Genomic DNA, 19827 nt, shown 5'->3' with positions numbered 1-19827 from the left:
CTACTTGGTCTGATTATTCTGACGACGCTGCTTGGCGCGCCACTTGTACCAGTCCTCGCGGTTGAGGATAATCTTGCGCACGCGGGTGGCTTCCGGCGTGACCTCGACGCACTCATCCTCGTTGGCGAAATCAAGGCTCTCCTCGAGGCTCATCTTGATCGGCGGGGTGAGGGTTTCGAGCACGTCGGCGGTGGAGGAACGCATGTTGGTCATGTGCTTGGCCAGCGTGATGTTCACGTCCAGTTCGTCGGGCTTGTTGTTCACACCCACGACCTGGCCTTCATACACGTTGGACTGCGGCTCGACGAAGAAGTTGCCGCGGGCCTGCAGACGCTGCATGGCGTACGGCGTGGCCACACCGGCGCGGTCGGAGACCATCGAACCGTTCTGGCGGGTCACAATGGAACCGGCCCACGGAGCGTATCCAGCAGAGATCGAGGAGGCGATGCCGGTGCCGCGGGTGGCGGTGAGCAGCGCGGTACGGAAGCCGATCAAGCCACGGGAAGGCACGGTGAACTGCAGACGCACCCAGCCGGAGCCGTGGTTGGACATGGAGTCCATGCGGCCCTTACGGTCGGCGAGCAGCTGGGTGACCGCACCCATGTACTCCTCCGGCACGTCGATGGTGGTGTTCTCCATAGGCTCGTTGACCACGCCATCGATCTTCTTGGTGACCACCTGCGGGCGGCCGACGGTCAGCTCGTAGCCTTCACGGCGCATCTCCTCGGCGAGCACCGCCAGGGCGAGCTCACCACGTCCCTGCACCTCCCAGGCGTCGGGACGCTCGGTGGGGAGCACCTTGATTGACACGTTGCCGATCAGCTCGCGATCGAGGCGATCCTTGATCATGCGGGCGGTCAGCTTGTGGTCCTTGCCTTCGCGGCCGGCCAGCGGGGAATCGTTGACGCCGAAGGTCATGGAGATGGCCGGGTCGTCAACGTGGATGAGCGGCAGCGGCTTCGGGTCGTTCGGATCGACGATGGTCTCGCCGATCATGATGTCGTTCACACCGGCGACGGCCACGATGTCGCCGGGACCCGCGGTCTCGACGGGGGTGCGCTCGAGGCCCTGCGTACGCAGCAGTTCGGCGACGCGGAAGTTCTCGATGGTGCCGTTCACGCGGGACAGGCCGTAGGTCTTGCCCTTCTCCAGCGTGCCGTTGTAGATGCGGACCAGACCGAGTCGACCGAGGAAGTCGGAAGAGTCGATGTTGGCCACGTGAGCCTGCAGCGGTGCGCCTTCCTCATATTCAGGCGCGGGGATGTACTTGATGATGTCCTCGAACAGCGGCTCGAGATTGTCGTTGTCCGGCAGACCGCCGTTCTCGGGCTGGTTGGTCGAAGCATAGCCGGCCTTGGCGGCGCAGTAGACGACCGGGAGGTCCAGCAGGTGGTCGAGGTCGAGGTCGATGCCTTCCTCCACCACGTCCTGCGCGAGGCCGAGCAGCAGGTCGGTGGCCTCGGAGACCACTTCGTCGATGCGGGCGTCCGGACGGTCGACCTTGTTGATGCACAGGATCACCGGCAGCTTGGCCTCAAGGGCCTTGCGCAGCACGAAGCGGGTCTGCGGCAGCGGGCCTTCGGAGGCGTCCACGAGCAGCACGACGCCATCGACCATGGAGATACCACGCTCCACCTCGCCGCCGAAATCGGCGTGGCCGGGGGTGTCGATGATGTTGAGGGTGATGCCGTCCGGATAGCCGTACTTGGCAGCCAGCGGGCCCGTGTATTCCACGGCCGTGTTCTTGGCCAGAATGGTGATGCCCTTCTCGCGTTCCAGCGCGTTGGAATCCATCACACGATCAGGCACTTCCTCACGATCGGAGAAGACGTGGGACTGCTTGAGCATGGCATTGACCAGGGTGGTCTTGCCGTGATCGACGTGAGCCACAATCGCCACATTACGGATATCTCCACGAACCGCCATCGAAACCTCTCTTAATACTGATTCTGTTGCGTAATCGTTCGGTACTTGCGTACTTGAGTACTTGCTTTCAGGCGTTTACCTGTACTTACACACAAACCGCAACGATATTACCGGCATACCTTGACCGGCTGGATGGATGCGCAAGACCCTCCCTGGTTCCACGCATCCATCCGTCGCCTTTTGATATGCGCAGGAGCTGACGGCTCATTCAAGGATCGCGGCGGAATCGGTGACGGTGATCAGCGGTGAGAACAGGGCCATCGTGTCAAGGGCGCGCTGATGGTTCTCCGGGTTGGACCCGGCGCAGGCATCGGCGGCGACGCGCACGGCGATCCCTGCATCGGCGGCGGCGAGCGCCGTGGTGACCACACAGCAATCGGTGGCCACGCCGCACAGGGCGATCTTCTTGGCGCCGCCGATCGCCTTGGCCAGCTCGTCTCCCCACTTGCCGAAGGTGTCACGGCTGACGACAGGATGTCCGGCGGCAAGCGCAGCGGTCTCTTCGGTCAGGTCGTACATCGGATCGTCCGGCGGGACGAGGAACTGCGGCCAATCCTTGAAGTAGTCCACCCACGCGTCCTTGGCGGGTGTTGGCGCCACGTATCGCGTATAGACGACCCGGTCGCCGTATGCCTTGGCGAGCGCCTCGAACGCGGCGTCGGTGGTGTGGAACGAGCCGTCGGGGCAGGCCCAGTCGGACCAGTCGGATTCGGCGAATACCTTCTGGCGGTCGATGACGACCAGCCATTCATCGGATGGGATGCCCATCGTGTCTCCTTCTTGCGTATTGCCTGTAACCTGTCAGTCCTGTTCCTGCTTGGCGATGTCGCCGCGCTGGAAGATGAGGGCGCCGACAAGTCCGATGACCAGCGCCACGATCACGCCGAGGTTGGCGGACGCCCATGCGCCTTCCTTGCCGCCGAACGGGGCGAGGAAGTAGCCCTGCCATTCCAGCCAGCTCGCATAGGAGTTGACCACAAGGCCCCAGCCGACGATGGTGCCGACCACGAGGATCACCAGGGACTTGACGTTCCATGCACCATAGCGGCCGGAGGCGTTGTACAGGTCATCGGTGTCGTAGTCCTTGCGGCGCAGTAGCACGTCCGCGATGAACAGGCCGGTCCACACCGCCATCGGCACACCGAGGGTGATGAGGAAGCCCTGGAACGGGCCGATGAACGTGTCGGAGAAGAAGGTCACATAAACCACGCCGAGCACGGTAAGCGCCGCGGTAAGTGCGGCGGCGGCCACGCGCGGCAGCTTGATGCCGAAGCTCAGCAGCGCCAGCCCATTGGAGTAGTTGTCCATGATGGCACCGGACATGAGGCCGAGCACGGCCACGATGGTGAACGGCACCAGATACCAGGTCGGCAGGATGGAGCCCATGGCGCCAATCGGGTCGTTGCCCACGGCATCGGCGAGATCCTTGTTGGACACGGCCAGCAGGCCGCCGTAGATGACCAGCAGCACCGGAGCCAGCGATGCGCCGAACGTGGTCCAGAACACGATGCCGGAGTTGGAGGACTTGCGCGGCAGATAACGGGAATAGTCGGCTGCGACGTTCACCCATCCCAGACCGAAGCCGGACATCACGAACAGAAGCGCCCCAAGCATGGCCGGAATCGAGCCGTCGGCGGCGGAGCCGACTGCGGAGAAATCGATGTGCGACCAGCCGAGGATCAGGAAGCCGACGGTCACGACGCCGCTGATGATGGTGATGGCCTGCTGCGCCTTCATGATGAGGTCATAGCCGAAGATGCCGGCGACCACCACAAGTCCGACCACGATTACCGTGGAGACGATCTTCGGCGCGGCGCCGCTCCCCCAGCCAAGACGCTGGAAGGTCGAGGCCAGCGCCAGCACCGCGGTGGTGGTCAGGGAGATCTCCCAACCGAGCGTGGCGATCCAGCTCAGGACGGACGGCACCTTGGCGCCCTCCACGCCGAACGTGGCGCGCGTGATGACCATGGTCGGAGCGTTGGCCCGCTTGCCGGCGATGGATACGATGCCCACCAGCAGGAACGATATGACGATGCCGATAATCGCGGCGAGCGTGGCCTGCCAGAACGAAACGCCGAAGCCCAGCGCCCATGCGCCATATGACATGGCGAGCACGGAGATGTTGGCTGCGAACCATGGCCAGAACAGGTCCTTCGGGCTGCCGTGACGGTCGGACTCGGCGATGGTGTCGATGCCCTGTTCCTCCACGGAGAGCGCGGAGCTTTTCTCCTTGGTGTCACTCATAGTGAACCTTCTTCTCATTGTGTTGTGTTGTGTTGTTGAACATGTGATATTCGCAATTGGACAGTGACATCACCCGGCAACAGTCGATGTGACGCCGCCTATCCGCGTGCGGAGGGGATGAGCGCAGCAAGGGCGCTGTCGACGGTATCCGGTTCGTCCTCGTCCCGCTTGACGGCGCGGTCGATCGCATATGCGGAGCCGGCGTCCTGCGGCCGTCGTGGCACGTACCGGTACACCGCCGCCGGACGCTGCCGTCCCTCGCGCCGTTTGAGACCGGTATCCTCCAGATCGCCGGAAGCCAGCATCTTGCGGCGGAAGTTCGCCAGATCGATGTCCTGACCGGCGATGGCCTCGTAGACGTCGTGCAGCTGGCGCAGCGTGAACGTCGGCCCAAGGAGCCTCGTGGCCACATCCGAATACTCGATTTTGGACCGCAACCGCTCCAACGCGTAATCGATGATGGCCCGATGGTCGAAGGCGAGCGGAGGCAGATCGTGTTCCGGGAACCAGCGCACGTTGCCGTCGCCGTCGGCGGTGGCCCGCACGGAGACGTCACCGCTGGAGTCACTGCCGGCATCGTCCCGGCCGATGGCGTCCGCGAGGTCGCTCCCCCGGTCGACTCCATTCGCCTCTTCCCGCTCGACCAGCGCCCAGTACACGATGGACACCATCGGCAGTCCCCCATGCGAACGATCGGGATCACCGAACGTATACAGCTGTTCGAGATATCGGGGATGCAGCGCGGTGGTCGATTCCAACGCCTCGAACGCGGACTGCTCGAGCGAACGGTCGGCCCGGAGGTTTCCGCCAGGCAATGCCCAACGGCCCAGGAACGGCTGGCGGACTCGTCTGACCAACGGCAACCATAACTGCGACCGTCCTGAGTCATCCTGCGCCTCGGCATGCTCCGGCCCAAGCGCCAGAATCACCACCGATACGCCGACCTGCGGCGGCGCGCTGCGACGTTCCGATACATTGCCGAATCCCATACCGTGACGCCTCCTGCACTGCCGCCGCATACACCGAACCCCGAATCCAGAGCCCAGAAGCATATGCTCTCGAGTCCTGATTCCGACCTGGTTCTTCCCTTGCCCTGTCAGCATAGCACGATTTATAGTCACCATGACTATAACTATTGTAGCGATGCTCAGATCGCGGAATCCGCATTCCCCCTCGAGCGCGCGATATCGACGATCTCCGATTCGGAAGGCAGGAATGGGGCCAACGACGGCAGCTGTTCCAAGGAATCCAACCCCATGCGGTCCAGAAACAGTTCGGATGTCGCCAACAACGCAGCGCGAGACTCCGGATCGACGCCACTCTCCCTGATCAGCCCGTGGATGCTGAGCGAACGAATCACGCCATCCGAATTGACGCCACGAATCGCAGCCACCTGGGCGCGGGTGACCGGCTGCTTATACGCGATGATCGCCAATGCCTCCAGCGCGGCTTGGCTCAGGCGCGCAGTCTGCCCATCGGTGACGACGGCGGAGACGATGGGCTCGAACGCCGCGCGGCTGGCGAACTGCCATCCCCGAGCGGTGTGCCGCAATTCAAAGCCACGCGGGCGGATGCCTTCAGACGTACTTCCGTCGTATTCCTTGCCCAGCTGCAGCAGCGCATCGTCCACCACTGATTCTGCGACCCCCAGTATGCGAGCCATATCCGCGGCGGTCAGCGGCTGGTCGGCAACCATCAGTATCGCCTCAAGGCATGCCGGCAGGCCACCGGGGAACTCCTCCACTGCACCTTCCACTGCAGGCTGCGGCGTCTCATCAACCATCAGGCAAAGTCTCCTTCGGATATGCTCACGTCACCCATCGTCTCGTCCGCACCGGGCACCCAACGCAGACGCAGCTCCTCGAACGGTCCATCCTGCCGGTATTGCAGCACCCCTTGTTTGAAGAACACCAGTACAGCCATGAAACGTGCCACCACCTCGAGTGTGGTCGCGCAATCGCGGGTCAGCGCCGCAAAGGACATGGCATGGTCGGGACTACGTTTCATGGCTTCCACCAACCGGCCCCTGACCAGTGCGGATTGTGCGCGCAGATCGACCAAAGGGACATGCAGCTGGTGCACGGACACCTCTGTGGCCGGCGCATTGGCGATCACGCGGGCTGCCAGCAAGGCCAAATCACGTGGCGTGATGGTCCATGCCAGTTCGGGCAGCATCGCATTGACAGTTTCATCCATATACGCAGGATGCGGGAAACGGCCGGCGTTCGCCGACATGGCGTCGCGAAAATCCGAAGCCACCTGCTTGTAGGCCCGGTATTGGATGAGACGCGCGAACAGCAGATCGCGTTCCCGCAACGCCTCCATGCTCTGGTCGTCAATGCGTTCATCCTCGTCTCGGGGCAGGATCGCGGCGCTCTTCGCCTCAACCAGGATGGAGGCCACGTCCAGGAACGCACTGGCCTCATCCATGTTCCGGTCGGACACACCTCCGCCTGGCGTGGCCTTGATAAGGTCGAGGCCACGCACGTACGTCAGGAATTCCTCGGTTATCGCGGACAGCGACACTTCCGTCAGCTCGAGTCTGTTGTTGGCGATCAAGCCGAGCAGCACATCGAACGGCCCTGAATATACCTCAAGATTGACTTGGAACCCCGAATCTGAGGATACGGAGGCGTCCATTACGCCACAACGCCGCGCGCCACCATCTCGCGCGCCACCTCGCGGTATTCCTTGGCCGTCTTGTGCCCCGGCGCATAGATGACGATAGGCGCCGCCGCCACCGTGGAGTCCGGCAACTTGATGGAGCGGGAGATGCAGGTGTGGAACACCTTGTCCTTGAACGCCTCATAGATGCGCTGGCATACCTCTTCGCAGTGCAGGGTGTTGGTGTACATGGTGACCAGCACACCGTCGACTTCGAGGGAGGGGTTGATGCGGGACTGCACCTTCTCGATGGATTGCATGAGCAGGGCCACGCCTCGCAGGGCGAAGAACTCGGCGGCGACCGGGATGATCACGCCGTCGGCGGCGGTCAGCGCATTCACCGTCAGCAGGCCGAGGGAAGGCTGGCAATCCACGATGATCAGGTCGTATTCGTTTTTCAGTTTGCGCAGCACGCCGTTGAGGATCTGCTCGCGCCCCACTTCGGTGACCAATTGCACTTCTGCGGCGGACAGGTCGATGTTCGCGGGGATGATGTCGATGTTCTCGAATGCGGTATGCTGCACCACGTCATGGGGGTCGACGGAGATGTCGAACAATGCGGTGTAGATGGTGTTGTCGACGGCGTTCGCGTTGATGCCCAGGCCCACGGTGGCCGCACCCTGCGGGTCGAAATCCACGATGAGCACACGGCGTCCGTACTGGGCGAGCGCGCCGGCGATATTGATGGAACTGGTGGTCTTGCCTACGCCGCCTTTCTGGTTGCACATGGCAATGACCCTGGCCGGGCCATGCTGTTGCAGTGGTTCGGGAGCGGGGAAGGTTTCATATTCACGTCCAAGCAAATCGGTAGGCATACTGTCCACCTTATCAACATCCTCGTCATCTTGAGGGGCAACGACATACGTTCCGGCCATCGGCAATGTCCCTTGACGGAACCCGTCTTCGAGCCCGTGATCGTCGCGCCAATCTTCCATCGCTGCCGTACCCTTCGCGAAAAACCTCAACCCCTCACAGACTACTCGCCGGCATCGCCCGATTTCTGGCCTCCGTATAGCCATGCACGGGCGTGACCCACCAGAGCGGAGCATGCTGCCGGCTCTGCACTCAACGCGCGCGCGGATGCGAGGAAATATACGCTTCGATAAGGTGCTCGGGGCTCACGTGGGTGTAAATCTGTGTGGTGGTCACGCTTGCATGCCCCAGCAGCTCCTGCACGGTACGCACATCCGCTCCACCCTGAATCAGATGCGTGGCGAAGGAATGCCGCAGCGTGTGCGGATGCAGCGGCCTGGTGATGCCCGCACGTGCGCCGGCGTCCTTGACCACCTCCCATATGGACTGTCGGGAGATGCGCCGGCCGCGCTTGTTCAGGAACAGTGCACGACGTTCGGGCACGCCGGACGTGGATCGCCGTTCAAGTTCACCGCGGGCGGCACCCAGATATTGGGAGAGCGCCTCGCAGGCATAACTGCCGATGGGCACCAGACGCTGTTTGGACCCTTTGCCCATAAGACGAGCCACATGCTCGTCCAGGTCAATGTCGTCAAGGTTCTCTCCGGCCGCTTCCGAGACACGGCATCCGGTGGCGTACATGAATTCCAACAGCGCCTTGTTGCGCAGCACTACGGGATCAGTGGAATCGCCCACGGCTGCGGCGTCAAGAAGCCTCGTCACTTCATCGACATTGAGCACGTCTGGCAGGGTCGATGCGCTTTTCGGGGCTTTCACCGCAGCTGAGACATCATCGGCCACCATATGCTGGCCAAGCGCGAAACGATGGAATTCGTGCAACGACGCGATACGTCGGGCCTTCGAACGTGCGGACTCCCCAGCTTCATCCAAGGATGCGACGTAATCCTCGACGGTCTTCGAGGTGATGCCGTTCGGATCGCTGATGCCTTGCGACTCAAGCCATTCCACATATTTGGCGATATCGGATTCATATGCCTTTACAGTGGCGTCGGCAAGTCCACGTTCCACACCGATATGGACGATGAACTGTTCGGTGAGTCTGGCGAAGCTGCTGGTCATGGTGCTTAATGGTATAGGGGCATGCATACGGAAAACCCCGCGGAATCGCGGGGTTTTCCTTACAGAATCAGCCCATCGGACTGTCGGCTTCACGCCCGACGTGCTTCACGCACGTCCTTCGCGGCATAGCCGCTCACCTCGGCTACCGACAGTCCACCGGACTGTCGGCTTCACGCCTCGGCAGGAGCGTTGACATCCTCAGGCAGAGCGGCCTTGGCGGCGTCGACGATGGTCTTGAAGGTCTCCGGGTCGGAAACGGCGAGCTCGGCAAGGGCGCGACGATCCAGTTCGATGCCAGCAAGGTGCAGACCCTGGATGAAGCGGTTGTAGGTGATGCCTTCGGCGCGGACGGCAGCGTTGATACGCTGGATCCACAGCTTGCGGAAGTCACCCTTGCGAGCCTTGCGGTCGCGGAAGTTATAGGTAAAGGAGTGCAGCAGCTGTTCCTTGGCCTTGCGGTACAGACGGGAGCGCTGGCCGCGGTAGCCGGAAGCCCTCTCGAGAACAACGCGACGCTTCTTGTGGGCGTTCACTGCGCGCTTGACACGTGCCATAATCTATTCCTCAGCTTTCTGAAAGTCTTATCTGGTTTGGTGTAAGCCCGAGGCTCACTTCTGCAGCAGCTGCTTCAGCTTCTTGGCCTGGCCACCGCGCAGCACGGCGTCAGCGGACAGGGCGCGACGCTTGCGAGCGGACTTGTGCTCAAGGTTGTGGCGCATAGCGGAACCGACCTGCATCACCTTGCCGGAGCCGGTGATACGAACGCGCTTGGAAGCGGCGGAATTAGTTTTCATCTTCGGCATTGCTGCCCTCCTTGCTGGTTTGCTTCTTCAAATCGGAAGTCTTGGGAGAAATCGAGGCATTGGCGTCGGCGATGGCCTGAGCCTGAGCCTCCTGCTTGGCGGCAAGACGCGCAGCCTGACGAGCCTGACGCTCGGCGCGGGATTCTGCTCCGCGTCGACGCTGCTCGGACTGGGTGTGCACCTTCTTGCCCTTGGGTGCCAAGGTCATGATGATGTTGCGTCCCTCCTGCTTCGGCTTGGACTCGACGGTGCCGAATTCCTCGACATCGTCGGCCAGACGCTGCAGCAGTTCCACACCGCCGATCGGGCGGGAGATCTCACGGCCGCGCAGCATGATGGTCACTTTGACCTTGTCGCCGCCACTCAGGAAGCGGACAACATGACCCTTCTTCACATCGAAGTCGTGATCGTCGATCTTCAGGCGGAAACGAATCTCCTTGATTTCCGCAGTGCTCTGATTGCGACGGGCCTCACGGGCCTTGATCTTCTCGTTGTACTTGAACTTGCCGTAATCAATGAGCTTGGCGACCGGAGGCTTCGCGTTCGGCGCCACCTCGACGAGATCGAGGTTCGCCTCTTTGGCCAGGTTCAGCGCGACTGTGGTCGCGATGACGCCCACCTGCTCGCCCTTCGGGCCGATCAGGCGCACCTGCGGAACGCGAATCTCGTCGTTAATACGTGGTTCGTCGCTGATGATGACTCCAATCCTCTGCATGTTTCTACACGGGACCCGCCTTGAATTCCCATCAACATATCGGATTCACGACAACATCGAGCCCGCATGAGGCGAGCATCATCATCCGCGACACTGTTCGGCATCGCAAAAGCACCGGATTACGCTAACTGAATCAATCGCCGATATACCTACCGACAGCATCGCATGCGCAATCATTGAGGCCGTTGCCTTGAACCCGAGACCTTGACAGGTTTCCAGGTGGGGTTACCCCGCTTTCTTGATTTCTCAAGCCAAAAGAGAAGCTTACCATAAGGCAAGACAGATCGGAGCCGCGTGTCGCCCTCATGTAGAGGACATGCCGGTCGCCTGCCGAGATTCGCCTGGGCGGTCCGCCGGGTAACCCTGTCTGGGTATCTTACCGGGACAGAACCTGTCTGGATACAGCCTGTCTGGATACAACCTGTCTGGAGACAACCTGTCTGGAGACAACCTGTCTGGAGACAAACCTTGCCGAAGCAAAACCTCAATCAGATTGTGCTTCCACCCCTCGGGCAAGCCACAAGCGAGGTTGTTTCTTGACTGGCTAGAGGTTTTGCCTCGCTGAGAAGGGCACAGTGGAGCAAGTCATCGGTCGCGCCGAGGTTCCGCCCCGCTGACGGACTGTAAGCGGAGCGAAATGCCAATCGGTCCGAGGTATTGCCCCGCTGACGGGCTGCAAGCAGGGCATGTTTTCGGTCAATCCGAGGTTCTGCACCGCTGACGGACTGTAAGCGGAGCGGGATGTCGGTCGTGCCGAGGTTCTGCCTATTCGGGGATGCTTGGCGGGGTTGTTTCTTGGTCGGCTAGAGGTTTTGCCTCGCGGACAAGTCGTGAGAAAGTCGTGAGTGAGGCGGATACATGGTCGATTCGAGGTTTTGCCTCACTGACGAGCTGTAGGTAGGGCGGAATATCGGTTGAACCGAGGTTCCGCCCCGCTGAGAAGGGGACAGTGGAGCAGGTCATCGGTCGCGCCGAGGTTCTGCATCTCTTGGGGTTGATCGGAGTGGTTATTTCTCGGTCGGCTAGAGGTTCCGCCCCTCTGACGGACTGTAAGCGGAGCGGGATATCGGTCGCGCCGAGGTTCTGCACCTCTTGGGGTTGATCGGCGTGGTTATTTCTCGGTCGGCTAGAGGTTCCGCCCCTCTGACGGACTGTAAGCGGGGCGGGATATCGGTCGGCTAGAGGTTCTGCACCGCTGACGGGCTGTAAGCGGAGCGGGATATCGGTCGGCTAGAGGTTCTGCACCGCTGAGAATAGGACCGCGGAGCAAGTCATCGGTCATGCCGAGGTTCCGCCCCGCTGACGGATTGCGAGCGGGGGTGAAATTCCAGTCGGTCCGAGGTTTTGCGTCGCCAGTGTTCTGTATCACACATTTGTTGACAAAATGACTACCCGTTAGTTCCGCTTCACGGGAGGACAGCTCCCCTGACAAGGGAACCGGAAATGCATTCAAACGAATATCTGGCACAAGGCATTAACTGTGCATGAGGTCACTGCTGCACCGTATTACTGCACCGCGCTACTGCACCGTATCACTGCACCGCACGCAGCAACCCGCCGATACCTTCTGTCTGCAGGATCTCGCGGTATGGACCGGCTTCTTCGGCAATGAGCTGATCGATGGCCCGCATGCCGAGCACCTCCACCGGAGCCTTGTCGTCGGTGAGGATGAGCGAGGAATCCGTTGGTTGCGCCACTGCGGCGAACCGTCCTGCGACCTCACCCATGTACGATTCCAGCGATGCGCTGCCGGTCCGATCATACGTGATGTCCTGCAATGTCTCGGACCGTGAAACCTGTTTCATATCGCTGGAGGGGATCTCTCCATCCGCTGTGTCTCCATCGCCTGCCCCCGATGACTTTTTCGCGAACAGCTCGCGGTTCGTGGTGTTCGGCACATCGGCGGTGAGCATGTTCTCATGGCCGAACACGCTGGCGATGGTGCCGGCAAGCGCCTCGTTGATCGAACCGGAACCATCCGACACCATGTTCATGTTGACCACCATCACACCACCGGGGTTGAGGTGCTCGCGAACCATGGAGAAGAATTCGGTCGAACTCATCTGGAAAGGAATGGTGATGTCCTGATAGGCGTCCACCATGATCACGTCATAGCGGTCGTGCGAGGCGGCGAGCCATGCGCGCCCGTCGTACGTGGAGACGGGCACATCCGCGGGCTCATCGAAATACCGTCCGGCGAGATCGGTGATCTTCTGGTCAATCTCCACCCCGGTGACCTTCATCCCGGGATAATACTGTCGCAGCTGACGCGCATAGGTGCCTGTGCCCATGCCGAGGATCAGTGCGGACTCGTCGTTGTCGGCGAGAGCCGGCGCGGCAAGCGCCGTGTCATAGTACATGCCGGTCAGCCCGGGATCCTTCATGGTCACGGATTGCACGCCGAAGAGCACGTTGGTGGACAGAATGGTCCGATCGGACAGGTTCTTGACCTGCAGATAGTTGTAGATGGACTCCCCCTCATAGGCGAGGTTGGTCTCCCAGAATGCGAATCCGGTGAGCGGCGAGACGCAGCTGGTGACGATGAACACCACCGCCGACACCGCGCATGCCACACGATGCGCCTTGATCGAAATGAAATACACCAGCGGAATCAACAGCAGCACACCGGAGAAGATCAGGAAGCTGACGAATGTACCCACTGCGGGGATGGTGACGAACGTGGGCAGGAAGGTGCCGAGAATCGAGCCGATGGTGTTGCAGGCGGACAGCCGGCCCACCACGGAGGCGTTGTCCTCCAGCGAGGTGGTGGCGAATTTGTTGAGCCCGGCGGTCACCGTGCCCAGCAGGAACAGCGGCGGCACGAAGATGATGGCGCATGAGATGAATGCCGCGATGATCAGGAAGTTCGTGGACACCGTGACGATCAGCAGTCCGGAGATGAGCAGGATCAGGTATTTGCCCACCAACGGTATGAGCGCGATCCACACGGAGGCGACCATGATGCGCAGGTAGAGCTTGTCCGGGTTCGGATCCCGGTCCGCCCACCGGCCGCCGAACACGGCACCCAAGGCAAGCGCGATCATGATGGTACCGATGATGATGGTCCACACGATCTGCGAACTGGAGAAATACGGTGCCAGCAGTCGCGAGGCGCCGAGTTCGGCGGCCATCACCGACATACCGGAGAAGAACTCGGTGACGTAGAGAAACACCTTCGACTTGAGAATCGGCCTTTCGCTCGCCTCGGTGATATGTGCCATGCCCGCTCCTGTTCCGCTCATACGTGGTCCACTGTTGCGCAAGCCTAGCAGCATGACGGTTACAGTTGGCAGTATGACTGATGATTGCGTGATTTTCGGAGCCGGCGAATACTACGACACCCCCACGGTGCCGGATGGGGCCTTCGTAGTGGCCGCAGACGGAGGGCTCGACCATGTCCGCGCACTCGGGCTTGTGCCGGATGTGGTGGTGGGGGATTTCGACTCCCTTCAGGGTCGCAGGCCCGATTCCGACGCCCGGACCATCGCACTGCCTCCGACAAAGGACGACCCCGACATGCTGTCGGCGCTGAAGATCGGCTGGGGCGCGGGATTCCGCCGGTTCCATATCTGGGGCGGACTCGGCGGCCGGATGGACCACACGATCGCGAACATCCAGCTGATGGGTCTGCTCGCCCGGCATGGAGCGACCGGCTTTCTGCACGGCGATGACACCGTGATCACTGCGATCTGCGACGGCGAGCTGGCATTCCCCGCCCAACCGGTGCAGTGCAGCGGACGCATGGTGTCCGTGTTCTCGCTGTCCGACGTTTCGCTGGGCGTGAACGAATCAGGGCTGAAATACGAACTGCATGACGGCACGCTCACCAACACGATGGCGCTGGGGCTGAGCAACGAGTTCCGCGACGGCACCGCCGCCTCCATCAGCGTCACAAAGGGCACCCTGATCGTCACCTTCCCGATTGAGGCGGGGATGCCATCGGTCTCCCACTGCCATGACTTCACCGGCGATATCGGGCAGCTGGACACCACAATATCCGCACTTCTGGTACGTGAATGACGCCAAGTATGGCGGCCGTCCCCGCCCTTCCGTCCCCTTCCTCACGGCATCACATCATGAACGTTCGGAAAAGCCCGCGAGAACAGGTGGCACAGCGGATGTGAGCGTTCACAAATTTTTGGTATTTTTTGCCCGAAACACACGTACGGCCATTGCTTTGTGTACACAGTCGGCATTACAGTAACAACTGTTGGTAAACAACGGCGCGGTATGCGCACAGCGCATGTCCGCCACCCTACAAGGGAGAATTACATGACAGTTAAGATTGGTATCAACGGCTTCGGTCGCATTGGTCGTCTCGCCTTCCGTCGCATCTTCGAGCTGCAGGCTCGCGGCGGCCAGGCTGGTGACATCGAAGTTGCCGCCATCAACGATCTGACCACTCCGGCCACCTTGGCTTACCTGCTGAAGTACGATTCCACCCACGGCACCTTCCGTCACGACGACGGCACCCCGGTCGACGTCAAGGCCACCGAGGACTCCATCGTGGTGGACGGCAAGGAATACAAGGTGTACGCCGAGAAGGACGCCAACAACATCCCGTGGGTCAAGAACGACGGTGTCGAGTTCGTGCTCGAGTGCACCGGCTTCTACACCTCCGCCGAGAAGTCCCAGGCCCACCTGAACGCCGGCGCCAAGAAGGTTCTGATCTCCGCCCCGGCCAAGGATGACACCACCCCGACCGTCGTGTTCGGCGTGAACCACGACATCCTCAAGGCCTCCGACAATATCGTGTCCGCCGGCTCCTGCACCACCAACTCCATGGCCGCCATGGTCAAGCTGCTGGATGAGAAGTTCGGCATTCGCGCTGGCTTCATGACCACCATCCACGCCTACACCGGCACTCAGATGCTGCTGGATGGCCCGCGTGGCACCAAGTCCGGCCGCAACCTGCGCGCCGCCGGCATCAACACCATCGCCCACTCCACCGGCGCCGCCAAGGCCATCGGCAAGGTCGTTCCGTCCGTGAACGGCAAGCTGCAGGGCCACGCCCAGCGTGTCCAGGTTCCGGACGGCTCCGTCACCGAGCTGACCACCGTCCTGAACAAGGAAGTCACCGCCGACGAGATCAACGCTGCCTTCAAGGAAGCCTTCTCCGACACCGAGTACTACGGCTACAACGATGAGGGCATCGTGTCCTCCGATATCCTCGGCGACACCCACGGTGGCGTGTTCGACCCGACTCAGACCGACGTGAACAACATCGACGGCCTGACCCTGGCTCGCACCGTCTCCTTCTACGACAACGAGTACGGCTTCACCTCCAACATGATCCGTACCCTGCTGTACTTCGCCGAGATCTCCGAGTGAATTATCGCGGTTGACGCCGCATAGGTTCGCAAGAGAACTTGCGTAGTGAAGCCCCCGCTTCGAGCGGGGGCTTTTTCGTAGGAGCATTCGCAATAAAACACTTCGTAGTAGGACACTTCGTAGTAGAACAGGAACCATGGCAAAGAAGAACAAACACGACAAGGGCACGGGTTCCACCCCGGCGACCGTGCAGCTGGAAAAGGCCGGCGTGGCGTTCCAGCTCTACGAATACGAGCATTCCAATGATCATATGGACGATGGCTATGGCGTGGAAGCGGCCACCAAACTCGGTTTCGACGAACATCAGGTGTTCAAGACGCTGATGGCGGACACCGGTGCCGAACGGGTGATCGGCGTGGTGCCGGTCAGCGGACATATGGACCTGAAGGCCCTGGCTGCGGCCGTAGGTGCCAAGAAAGCCACCATGGCCGACCCGAAGGTGGCCATGCGTGAATCCGGCTATGTGGTCGGCGGGATTTCGCCGTTAGGACAGAAAACACATCACAAAACCGTGCTGGATGAGAGCGCGCTGCAATTCGACACCATTCTGGTCTCAGGCGGCAAACGCGGACTGTCCGTAGGAGTGAACCCGCATGATCTGCTCAAGGTCCTCGACGGCATCGCCGCCCCGATCGGCACGTGGTAGGCGCTACCGCGACCGCGAAGGCTTCCGGCCGCGAAGCTCGGCCGACTGAGCCGTCAAACAGAGAGTCCAGTGGACTCTCTGTAGGCGAAGTGAGCGGGCGCTACCGCGACCGCGAAGATTGCCGTCTGAGTTCAGACGGCAATACAAAATGCATATTCTCCTTGATGGTCTCCACTGATTTCACGCCGGTGAAACCCAAATCACGTAATGCATCGATGACGCCGGACACCAGCTCTTCAGGTACTGAAGCACCGGAGGAAACACCCACGTTCTCCACATCCTGGAACCATCGGGCATCAAGTTCACCAGCATCGTCCACACGGTAGGCTCTGCCTCGACTTCCCAACCCTTCCTGGGCGACCTCCATCAACCGCACGGAATTCGAGGAATTGGCAGACCCGACGATCACCACGCAATCGGACTGCTGGGCCACGAGTTTCACCGCGGCCTGACGGTTCGATGTGGCGTAGCATATGTCGGAACTCGGCGGCTCCTCGATCCACGGGAAACGCGCTTTCAACGCCGCGATGGTATCGGCGGTCTCATCCACGCTGAGCGTGGTCTGGGAGAGCAGCACCAGCTTCGTGCCAGGCGTGAAATCCAATGATGCCACGTCATCGGCATGTTCAATGAGATGCACATGCTCCGGGCTCTCCCCTACCACACCGACCGCCTCATCGTGGCCCTTGTGACCGATATAGATGATCTCATAGCCTTCGCGCACGAACCGCAGCACCTCGCGATGCACCTTGCCCACCAGCGGGCAGGTGGCGTCCACGATGTGCATGCCGCGTTGTCTGGCTTCCGCCACGACCTCGGGCGACACGCCATGCGCGGAGAACACCACCGGAATACCCGCCGCCGCAGCTTCGTCGGGAATCTCCGCGAGCTCCTGCACGAACACCGCACCCTGGCCGGCGAGGTCCTCGACCACATGCCTGTTGTGCACAATCTGCCGGCGCACGTACACGGGAGGCAGCCCATCATCGCGGTGCAGTTTCCCCGATGACTCCGCGGCCTTGAGTATGGTCTGCACGGTCAGGATCGCACGATCCACGCCGGCGCAGAATCCACGCGGGTCGGCAAGCACCACACTTCTGGACATAATGGGGAACCTCCTGAACGTCATTACCGACTCCCAGTGTACGGCACACTCGGCGCACTCCTTCCCTGCTCTGGCATCCTGAAGGTGTCCCGCATCGCAGTTTTCCGAACCGAAGCACCGATCTTGCGCGCAATGTGATGCTCGCCACTGGCATCAGCCACGCATCAGCCACGGCAGGAACAGTTGCCGCACCGATACAGCGCAAGGATTAGACTGAACCCAGCGGTGACGAACGCCGCCGGAACAAGCCGTATCTCACTATGGGAGTGATTCCTATGACAAGCAAAACGCCACGCACGGGCAATCAGTATTCAATTCACTATGGCGACTACAGCGCCGTGATCTGTGAGCTTGGAGCGAAAATCCGTCGATTCGACTATCAGGGCACGGAGATCTTCTGCCCGTTCGGCGTGAACGACCTGACCCCCACCTGCAACGGCTACATCTTGGCGCCCTGGCCCAACCGCATCGAGAACGGCGAATACGATTTCAACGGCAAGCATTACTGCGCACCGGTCAACGAATACCATCCGGCGCCCCGCAACAACGCGAACCACGGATACGCCTACCACTACATGTGGAAGCTCGAGTCGCTGACCGACAACGCCGTGACGCTGTCGCTGCGTTTCCCGAACTTGGATGGTTACCCGTTCGATGTGACTGTCACCGTGACCTACGAGCTCGGTGAGGAAGGCCTGACCGTTGCCGTCACCGCGCGCAATGACGGCGACGAGCCAGCCCCTTGGGCCCTTGGCCTGCATCCTTGGTTGGCCAATGGAAAGCAGGGTACCACCTCGGCTGAACGTGACGCCGATTCCGCCGCATGCCGTCTGCAGATCAAGGCCGCAAGCCATGTGACGGTGAACGAGGCGCTGATCCCCACCGGCACCGAACCGGTTTCCGGCATCTACGATCTCAATGACGCCCCCACGCTCGAAGGCCGCGCCTTCGACGACGCCTGGGTGGACGTGGAACGTGCCGCGGACGGTACGACCACCACCACGTTCAGCCGTCCGGACGGCATCGAGGTGAAGCTTATCGGCGACGACACCATCAACGCCTGGCAGTGCTATACCGCCACCGGTGCACCATTCGCCGAACACCCGTATGGCATCGCCGTGGAGCCGATGACCGCCCCCGCCAACGCCTTCCGCACCGGCGACCATCTGGTGACGCTCGCCCCCGACAGCGAATACACCACTGTGGTCCGCTACGAGGTGACTCGGAAGTAGTCCGGCACGGGATTCCTCTGTAACGGCTACGGCCATGATTCCGGGGAGCCCATGAACGAACCTGTGATGCCTCTTTCCCGCAAAGAGGCAAGGAGGCATCACAAGCACACCCGTTTATCGAAATGAGACGCTTCCCCGCCGCGCCTCACAGCATGGGTGCGGTACGATTGTGAACGGTAACAATCCGCTTTCACAAAGGAGTGTGCATTATGGCTTTGAAGCCTCGCACTGGTAACCAATACGCCATCTCGTCCGGCGATTGGAGCGCCGTCGTCACGGAACTGGGCGCGAGTCTGCGTGAGCTGAAGTGGAAGGGCACGGACATCATCGTCCCCTTTGATCCGAACAAGGTCATCCCGTGCTGCAACGGCTGGGTGCTGGCCCCCTACCCGAACCGCGTGACCAATGGACAGTACACGTTCGGCGGCGAGGACTACCAGATGCCGATCGACGAATTCGACCGTCAATCCTCCCTGCACGGCTACGCCTACCGTTACATGTGGGAGCTCGAGGACCTGCAGGAATCCCACGTGACGCTCTCCTGGCGTTCCCCCGACATCGCCGGATACCCGTTCGACATCACCATCACCGCCACCTATGCGCTGGACGAGAACGGACTCACGGAAACCTTCACCGTCCACAACAATGACAACGCCAAGGCCCCGTGGGCCTTCGGCATCCATCCGTGGCTCGCCAACGGCAAGAACGCCACCGGCCCGGCGATCACCGCCGACAACGAACCGTGCCGCCTCGAACTCCACTGCGATACGCATGTCACCGTAGACGAGCACCTGTTGCCCACCGGCGAAGAACCGGTGTCCGGCATCTTCGACCTGCGCGACAACCCCACGCTGGAAGGCCGTGGCTTCGATGACGCATGGACCGATATCACCAACCGTGGCGCGGACGGCAGCACCTCCGCCGTCTTCACCCGTCCTGACGGCATCAAGGTGACCCTGACCGGCGACAAGACCATCAACTCCTGGCAGGTGTGCACCGGCAACGAAATCGGCGTGAAGCAGCGTCAGCCCGGCGTTGCCGTCGAACCGATGACCGCTTATGCCGACGCCTTCCGCACCGGCAAGGATCTGGTCGTGCTCGACCCCGGCAGCGACTACACCACAGTGATCACATTCCAGGCCGAGCAGATCTGAGTTCGTTCGGCCAAA

The 19827-nt window shown here is 61.3% G+C and carries 18 protein-coding genes; 5 read left to right on the top strand and 13 right to left on the bottom strand.

Annotated elements, in window-relative coordinates:
• From typA to BREU_RS05940, 12 genes are all read right to left on the bottom strand, one after another.
• A complete protein-coding gene (typA, locus tag BREU_RS05995) occupies positions 1-1926 on the bottom strand; it encodes a translational GTPase TypA (protein WP_044088829.1) in 1926 nt (641 codons plus the stop codon).
• A gap of 204 nt (positions 1927-2130) precedes the next feature.
• Positions 2131-2694: an isochorismatase family protein gene (locus BREU_RS05990; RefSeq protein ID WP_044088828.1), complete on the bottom strand. Its 564-nt coding sequence runs from the start codon at positions 2692-2694 to the stop codon at positions 2131-2133.
• Positions 2695-2727: 33 nt separating this feature from the next.
• Positions 2728-4170 carry a purine-cytosine permease family protein gene (locus BREU_RS05985; protein ID WP_044088827.1) on the bottom strand — a complete coding sequence of 481 codons (1443 nt, stop codon included), beginning with the start codon at positions 4168-4170 and terminating at the stop codon, positions 2728-2730.
• 98 nt (positions 4171-4268) lie between these two features.
• Entirely contained in the window at positions 4269-5159 is an 891-nt protein-coding gene (locus tag BREU_RS05980; protein ID WP_044088826.1) for an NUDIX hydrolase, read from the bottom strand.
• Positions 5160-5317: 158 nt separating this feature from the next.
• Positions 5318-5953: an SMC-Scp complex subunit ScpB gene (gene scpB, locus BREU_RS05975; protein WP_044088825.1), complete on the bottom strand. Its 636-nt coding sequence runs from the start codon at positions 5951-5953 to the stop codon at positions 5318-5320.
• Positions 5953-6810 (bottom strand): segregation and condensation protein A, encoded by an 858-nt coding sequence (locus BREU_RS05970; protein WP_044088824.1) that lies wholly within the window; start codon positions 6808-6810, stop codon positions 5953-5955. Before BREU_RS05970 ends, scpB begins: the two co-directional genes overlap by 1 nt.
• The gene (locus BREU_RS05965; RefSeq protein ID WP_044088912.1) at positions 6810-7649 is read right to left on the bottom strand and encodes a ParA family protein; all 840 of its coding nucleotides are present in this window, start codon (positions 7647-7649) and stop codon (positions 6810-6812) included. Before BREU_RS05965 ends, BREU_RS05970 begins: the two co-directional genes overlap by 1 nt.
• Positions 7650-7899: 250 nt before the next feature.
• Complete coding sequence (gene xerD / locus BREU_RS05960) at positions 7900-8826, bottom strand: site-specific tyrosine recombinase XerD (protein WP_044088822.1); 927 nt, start codon at positions 8824-8826, stop codon at positions 7900-7902.
• A gap of 170 nt (positions 8827-8996) precedes the next feature.
• Positions 8997-9380, bottom strand: a complete 384-nt coding sequence (rplT, locus tag BREU_RS05955; RefSeq protein WP_044088821.1) for a 50S ribosomal protein L20 — start codon at positions 9378-9380, stop codon at positions 8997-8999.
• Between the two features lie 54 nt (positions 9381-9434).
• Positions 9435-9629, bottom strand: coding sequence for a 50S ribosomal protein L35 (rpmI, locus tag BREU_RS05950; RefSeq protein ID WP_044088820.1), 195 nt, complete (start codon positions 9627-9629; stop codon positions 9435-9437).
• Positions 9610-10344, bottom strand: coding sequence for a translation initiation factor IF-3 (gene infC / locus BREU_RS05945; protein WP_044088819.1), 735 nt, complete (start codon positions 10342-10344; stop codon positions 9610-9612). The genes rpmI and infC overlap by 20 nt, the downstream gene beginning before the upstream one ends.
• 1532 nt (positions 10345-11876) lie before the next feature.
• Positions 11877-13565 (bottom strand): spermidine synthase, encoded by a 1689-nt coding sequence (locus tag BREU_RS05940; protein ID WP_044088818.1) that lies wholly within the window; start codon positions 13563-13565, stop codon positions 11877-11879.
• 73 nt (positions 13566-13638) lie between these two features.
• Here BREU_RS05940 and BREU_RS05935 point away from each other — a divergent pair, with 73 nt between their 5' ends.
• From BREU_RS05935 to ybaK, 3 genes are all read left to right on the top strand, one after another.
• The gene (locus tag BREU_RS05935; protein WP_044088816.1) at positions 13639-14364 is read left to right on the top strand and encodes a thiamine diphosphokinase; all 726 of its coding nucleotides are present in this window, start codon (positions 13639-13641) and stop codon (positions 14362-14364) included.
• Positions 14365-14616: 252 nt separating this feature from the next.
• On the top strand, positions 14617-15675 hold the full coding sequence (gene gap, locus BREU_RS05930; RefSeq protein ID WP_044088815.1) for a type I glyceraldehyde-3-phosphate dehydrogenase: 1059 nt from the start codon (positions 14617-14619) through the stop codon (positions 15673-15675).
• A 136-nt stretch (positions 15676-15811) separates the two neighbouring features.
• Entirely contained in the window at positions 15812-16321 is a 510-nt protein-coding gene (gene ybaK / locus BREU_RS05925; RefSeq protein ID WP_044088814.1) for a Cys-tRNA(Pro) deacylase, read from the top strand.
• A gap of 100 nt (positions 16322-16421) precedes the next feature.
• Here ybaK and BREU_RS05920 read toward each other — a convergent pair whose 3' ends face one another.
• A complete protein-coding gene (locus BREU_RS05920; protein ID WP_044088813.1) occupies positions 16422-17426 on the bottom strand; it encodes a 4-hydroxy-3-methylbut-2-enyl diphosphate reductase in 1005 nt (334 codons plus the stop codon).
• 275 nt (positions 17427-17701) lie between these two features.
• Between BREU_RS05920 and BREU_RS05915 the strand changes: the two genes are divergently transcribed.
• Both BREU_RS05915 and BREU_RS05910 read left to right on the top strand, forming a co-directional pair.
• Positions 17702-18658: an aldose 1-epimerase family protein gene (locus BREU_RS05915; protein ID WP_044088812.1), complete on the top strand. Its 957-nt coding sequence runs from the start codon at positions 17702-17704 to the stop codon at positions 18656-18658.
• Positions 18659-18867: 209 nt separating this feature from the next.
• On the top strand, positions 18868-19812 hold the full coding sequence (locus BREU_RS05910; RefSeq protein WP_044088811.1) for an aldose 1-epimerase family protein: 945 nt from the start codon (positions 18868-18870) through the stop codon (positions 19810-19812).
• The last annotated feature ends 15 nt before the right edge of the window (positions 19813-19827 follow it).

The sequence above is a fragment of the Bifidobacterium reuteri DSM 23975 genome (assembly GCF_000741695.1).
Classification (GTDB): domain Bacteria; phylum Actinomycetota; class Actinomycetes; order Actinomycetales; family Bifidobacteriaceae; genus Bifidobacterium; species Bifidobacterium reuteri.
The sequence above is the reverse complement of the archived record's forward strand: the minus strand, read 5'-3'. Positions and strand labels throughout refer to the sequence as shown.

Coding starts and splice junctions, on each gene's coding strand:
- BREU_RS05940 (WP_044088818.1), bottom strand. CDS start 13,565: ATGGCACATATCACCGAGGCGAGCGAAAGGCCGATTCTCAAGTCGAAG.
- typA (WP_044088829.1), bottom strand. CDS start 1,926: ATGGCGGTTCGTGGAGATATCCGTAATGTGGCGATTGTGGCTCACGTC.
- rplT (WP_044088821.1), bottom strand. CDS start 9,380: ATGGCACGTGTCAAGCGCGCAGTGAACGCCCACAAGAAGCGTCGCGTT.
- BREU_RS05965 (WP_044088912.1), bottom strand. CDS start 7,649: ATGCCTACCGATTTGCTTGGACGTGAATATGAAACCTTCCCCGCTCCC.
- BREU_RS05980 (WP_044088826.1), bottom strand. CDS start 5,159: ATGGGATTCGGCAATGTATCGGAACGTCGCAGCGCGCCGCCGCAGGTC.
- BREU_RS05910 (WP_044088811.1), top strand. CDS start 18,868: ATGGCTTTGAAGCCTCGCACTGGTAACCAATACGCCATCTCGTCCGGC.
- BREU_RS05985 (WP_044088827.1), bottom strand. CDS start 4,170: ATGAGTGACACCAAGGAGAAAAGCTCCGCGCTCTCCGTGGAGGAACAG.
- BREU_RS05935 (WP_044088816.1), top strand. CDS start 13,639: ATGACTGATGATTGCGTGATTTTCGGAGCCGGCGAATACTACGACACC.
- BREU_RS05970 (WP_044088824.1), bottom strand. CDS start 6,810: ATGGACGCCTCCGTATCCTCAGATTCGGGGTTCCAAGTCAATCTTGAG.
- scpB (WP_044088825.1), bottom strand. CDS start 5,953: ATGGTTGATGAGACGCCGCAGCCTGCAGTGGAAGGTGCAGTGGAGGAG.
- BREU_RS05990 (WP_044088828.1), bottom strand. CDS start 2,694: ATGGGCATCCCATCCGATGAATGGCTGGTCGTCATCGACCGCCAGAAG.
- xerD (WP_044088822.1), bottom strand. CDS start 8,826: ATGACCAGCAGCTTCGCCAGACTCACCGAACAGTTCATCGTCCATATC.
- BREU_RS05915 (WP_044088812.1), top strand. CDS start 17,702: ATGACAAGCAAAACGCCACGCACGGGCAATCAGTATTCAATTCACTAT.
- infC (WP_044088819.1), bottom strand. CDS start 10,344: ATGCAGAGGATTGGAGTCATCATCAGCGACGAACCACGTATTAACGAC.
- ybaK (WP_044088814.1), top strand. CDS start 15,812: ATGGCAAAGAAGAACAAACACGACAAGGGCACGGGTTCCACCCCGGCG.
- gap (WP_044088815.1), top strand. CDS start 14,617: ATGACAGTTAAGATTGGTATCAACGGCTTCGGTCGCATTGGTCGTCTC.
- BREU_RS05920 (WP_044088813.1), bottom strand. CDS start 17,426: ATGTCCAGAAGTGTGGTGCTTGCCGACCCGCGTGGATTCTGCGCCGGC.
- rpmI (WP_044088820.1), bottom strand. CDS start 9,629: ATGCCGAAGATGAAAACTAATTCCGCCGCTTCCAAGCGCGTTCGTATC.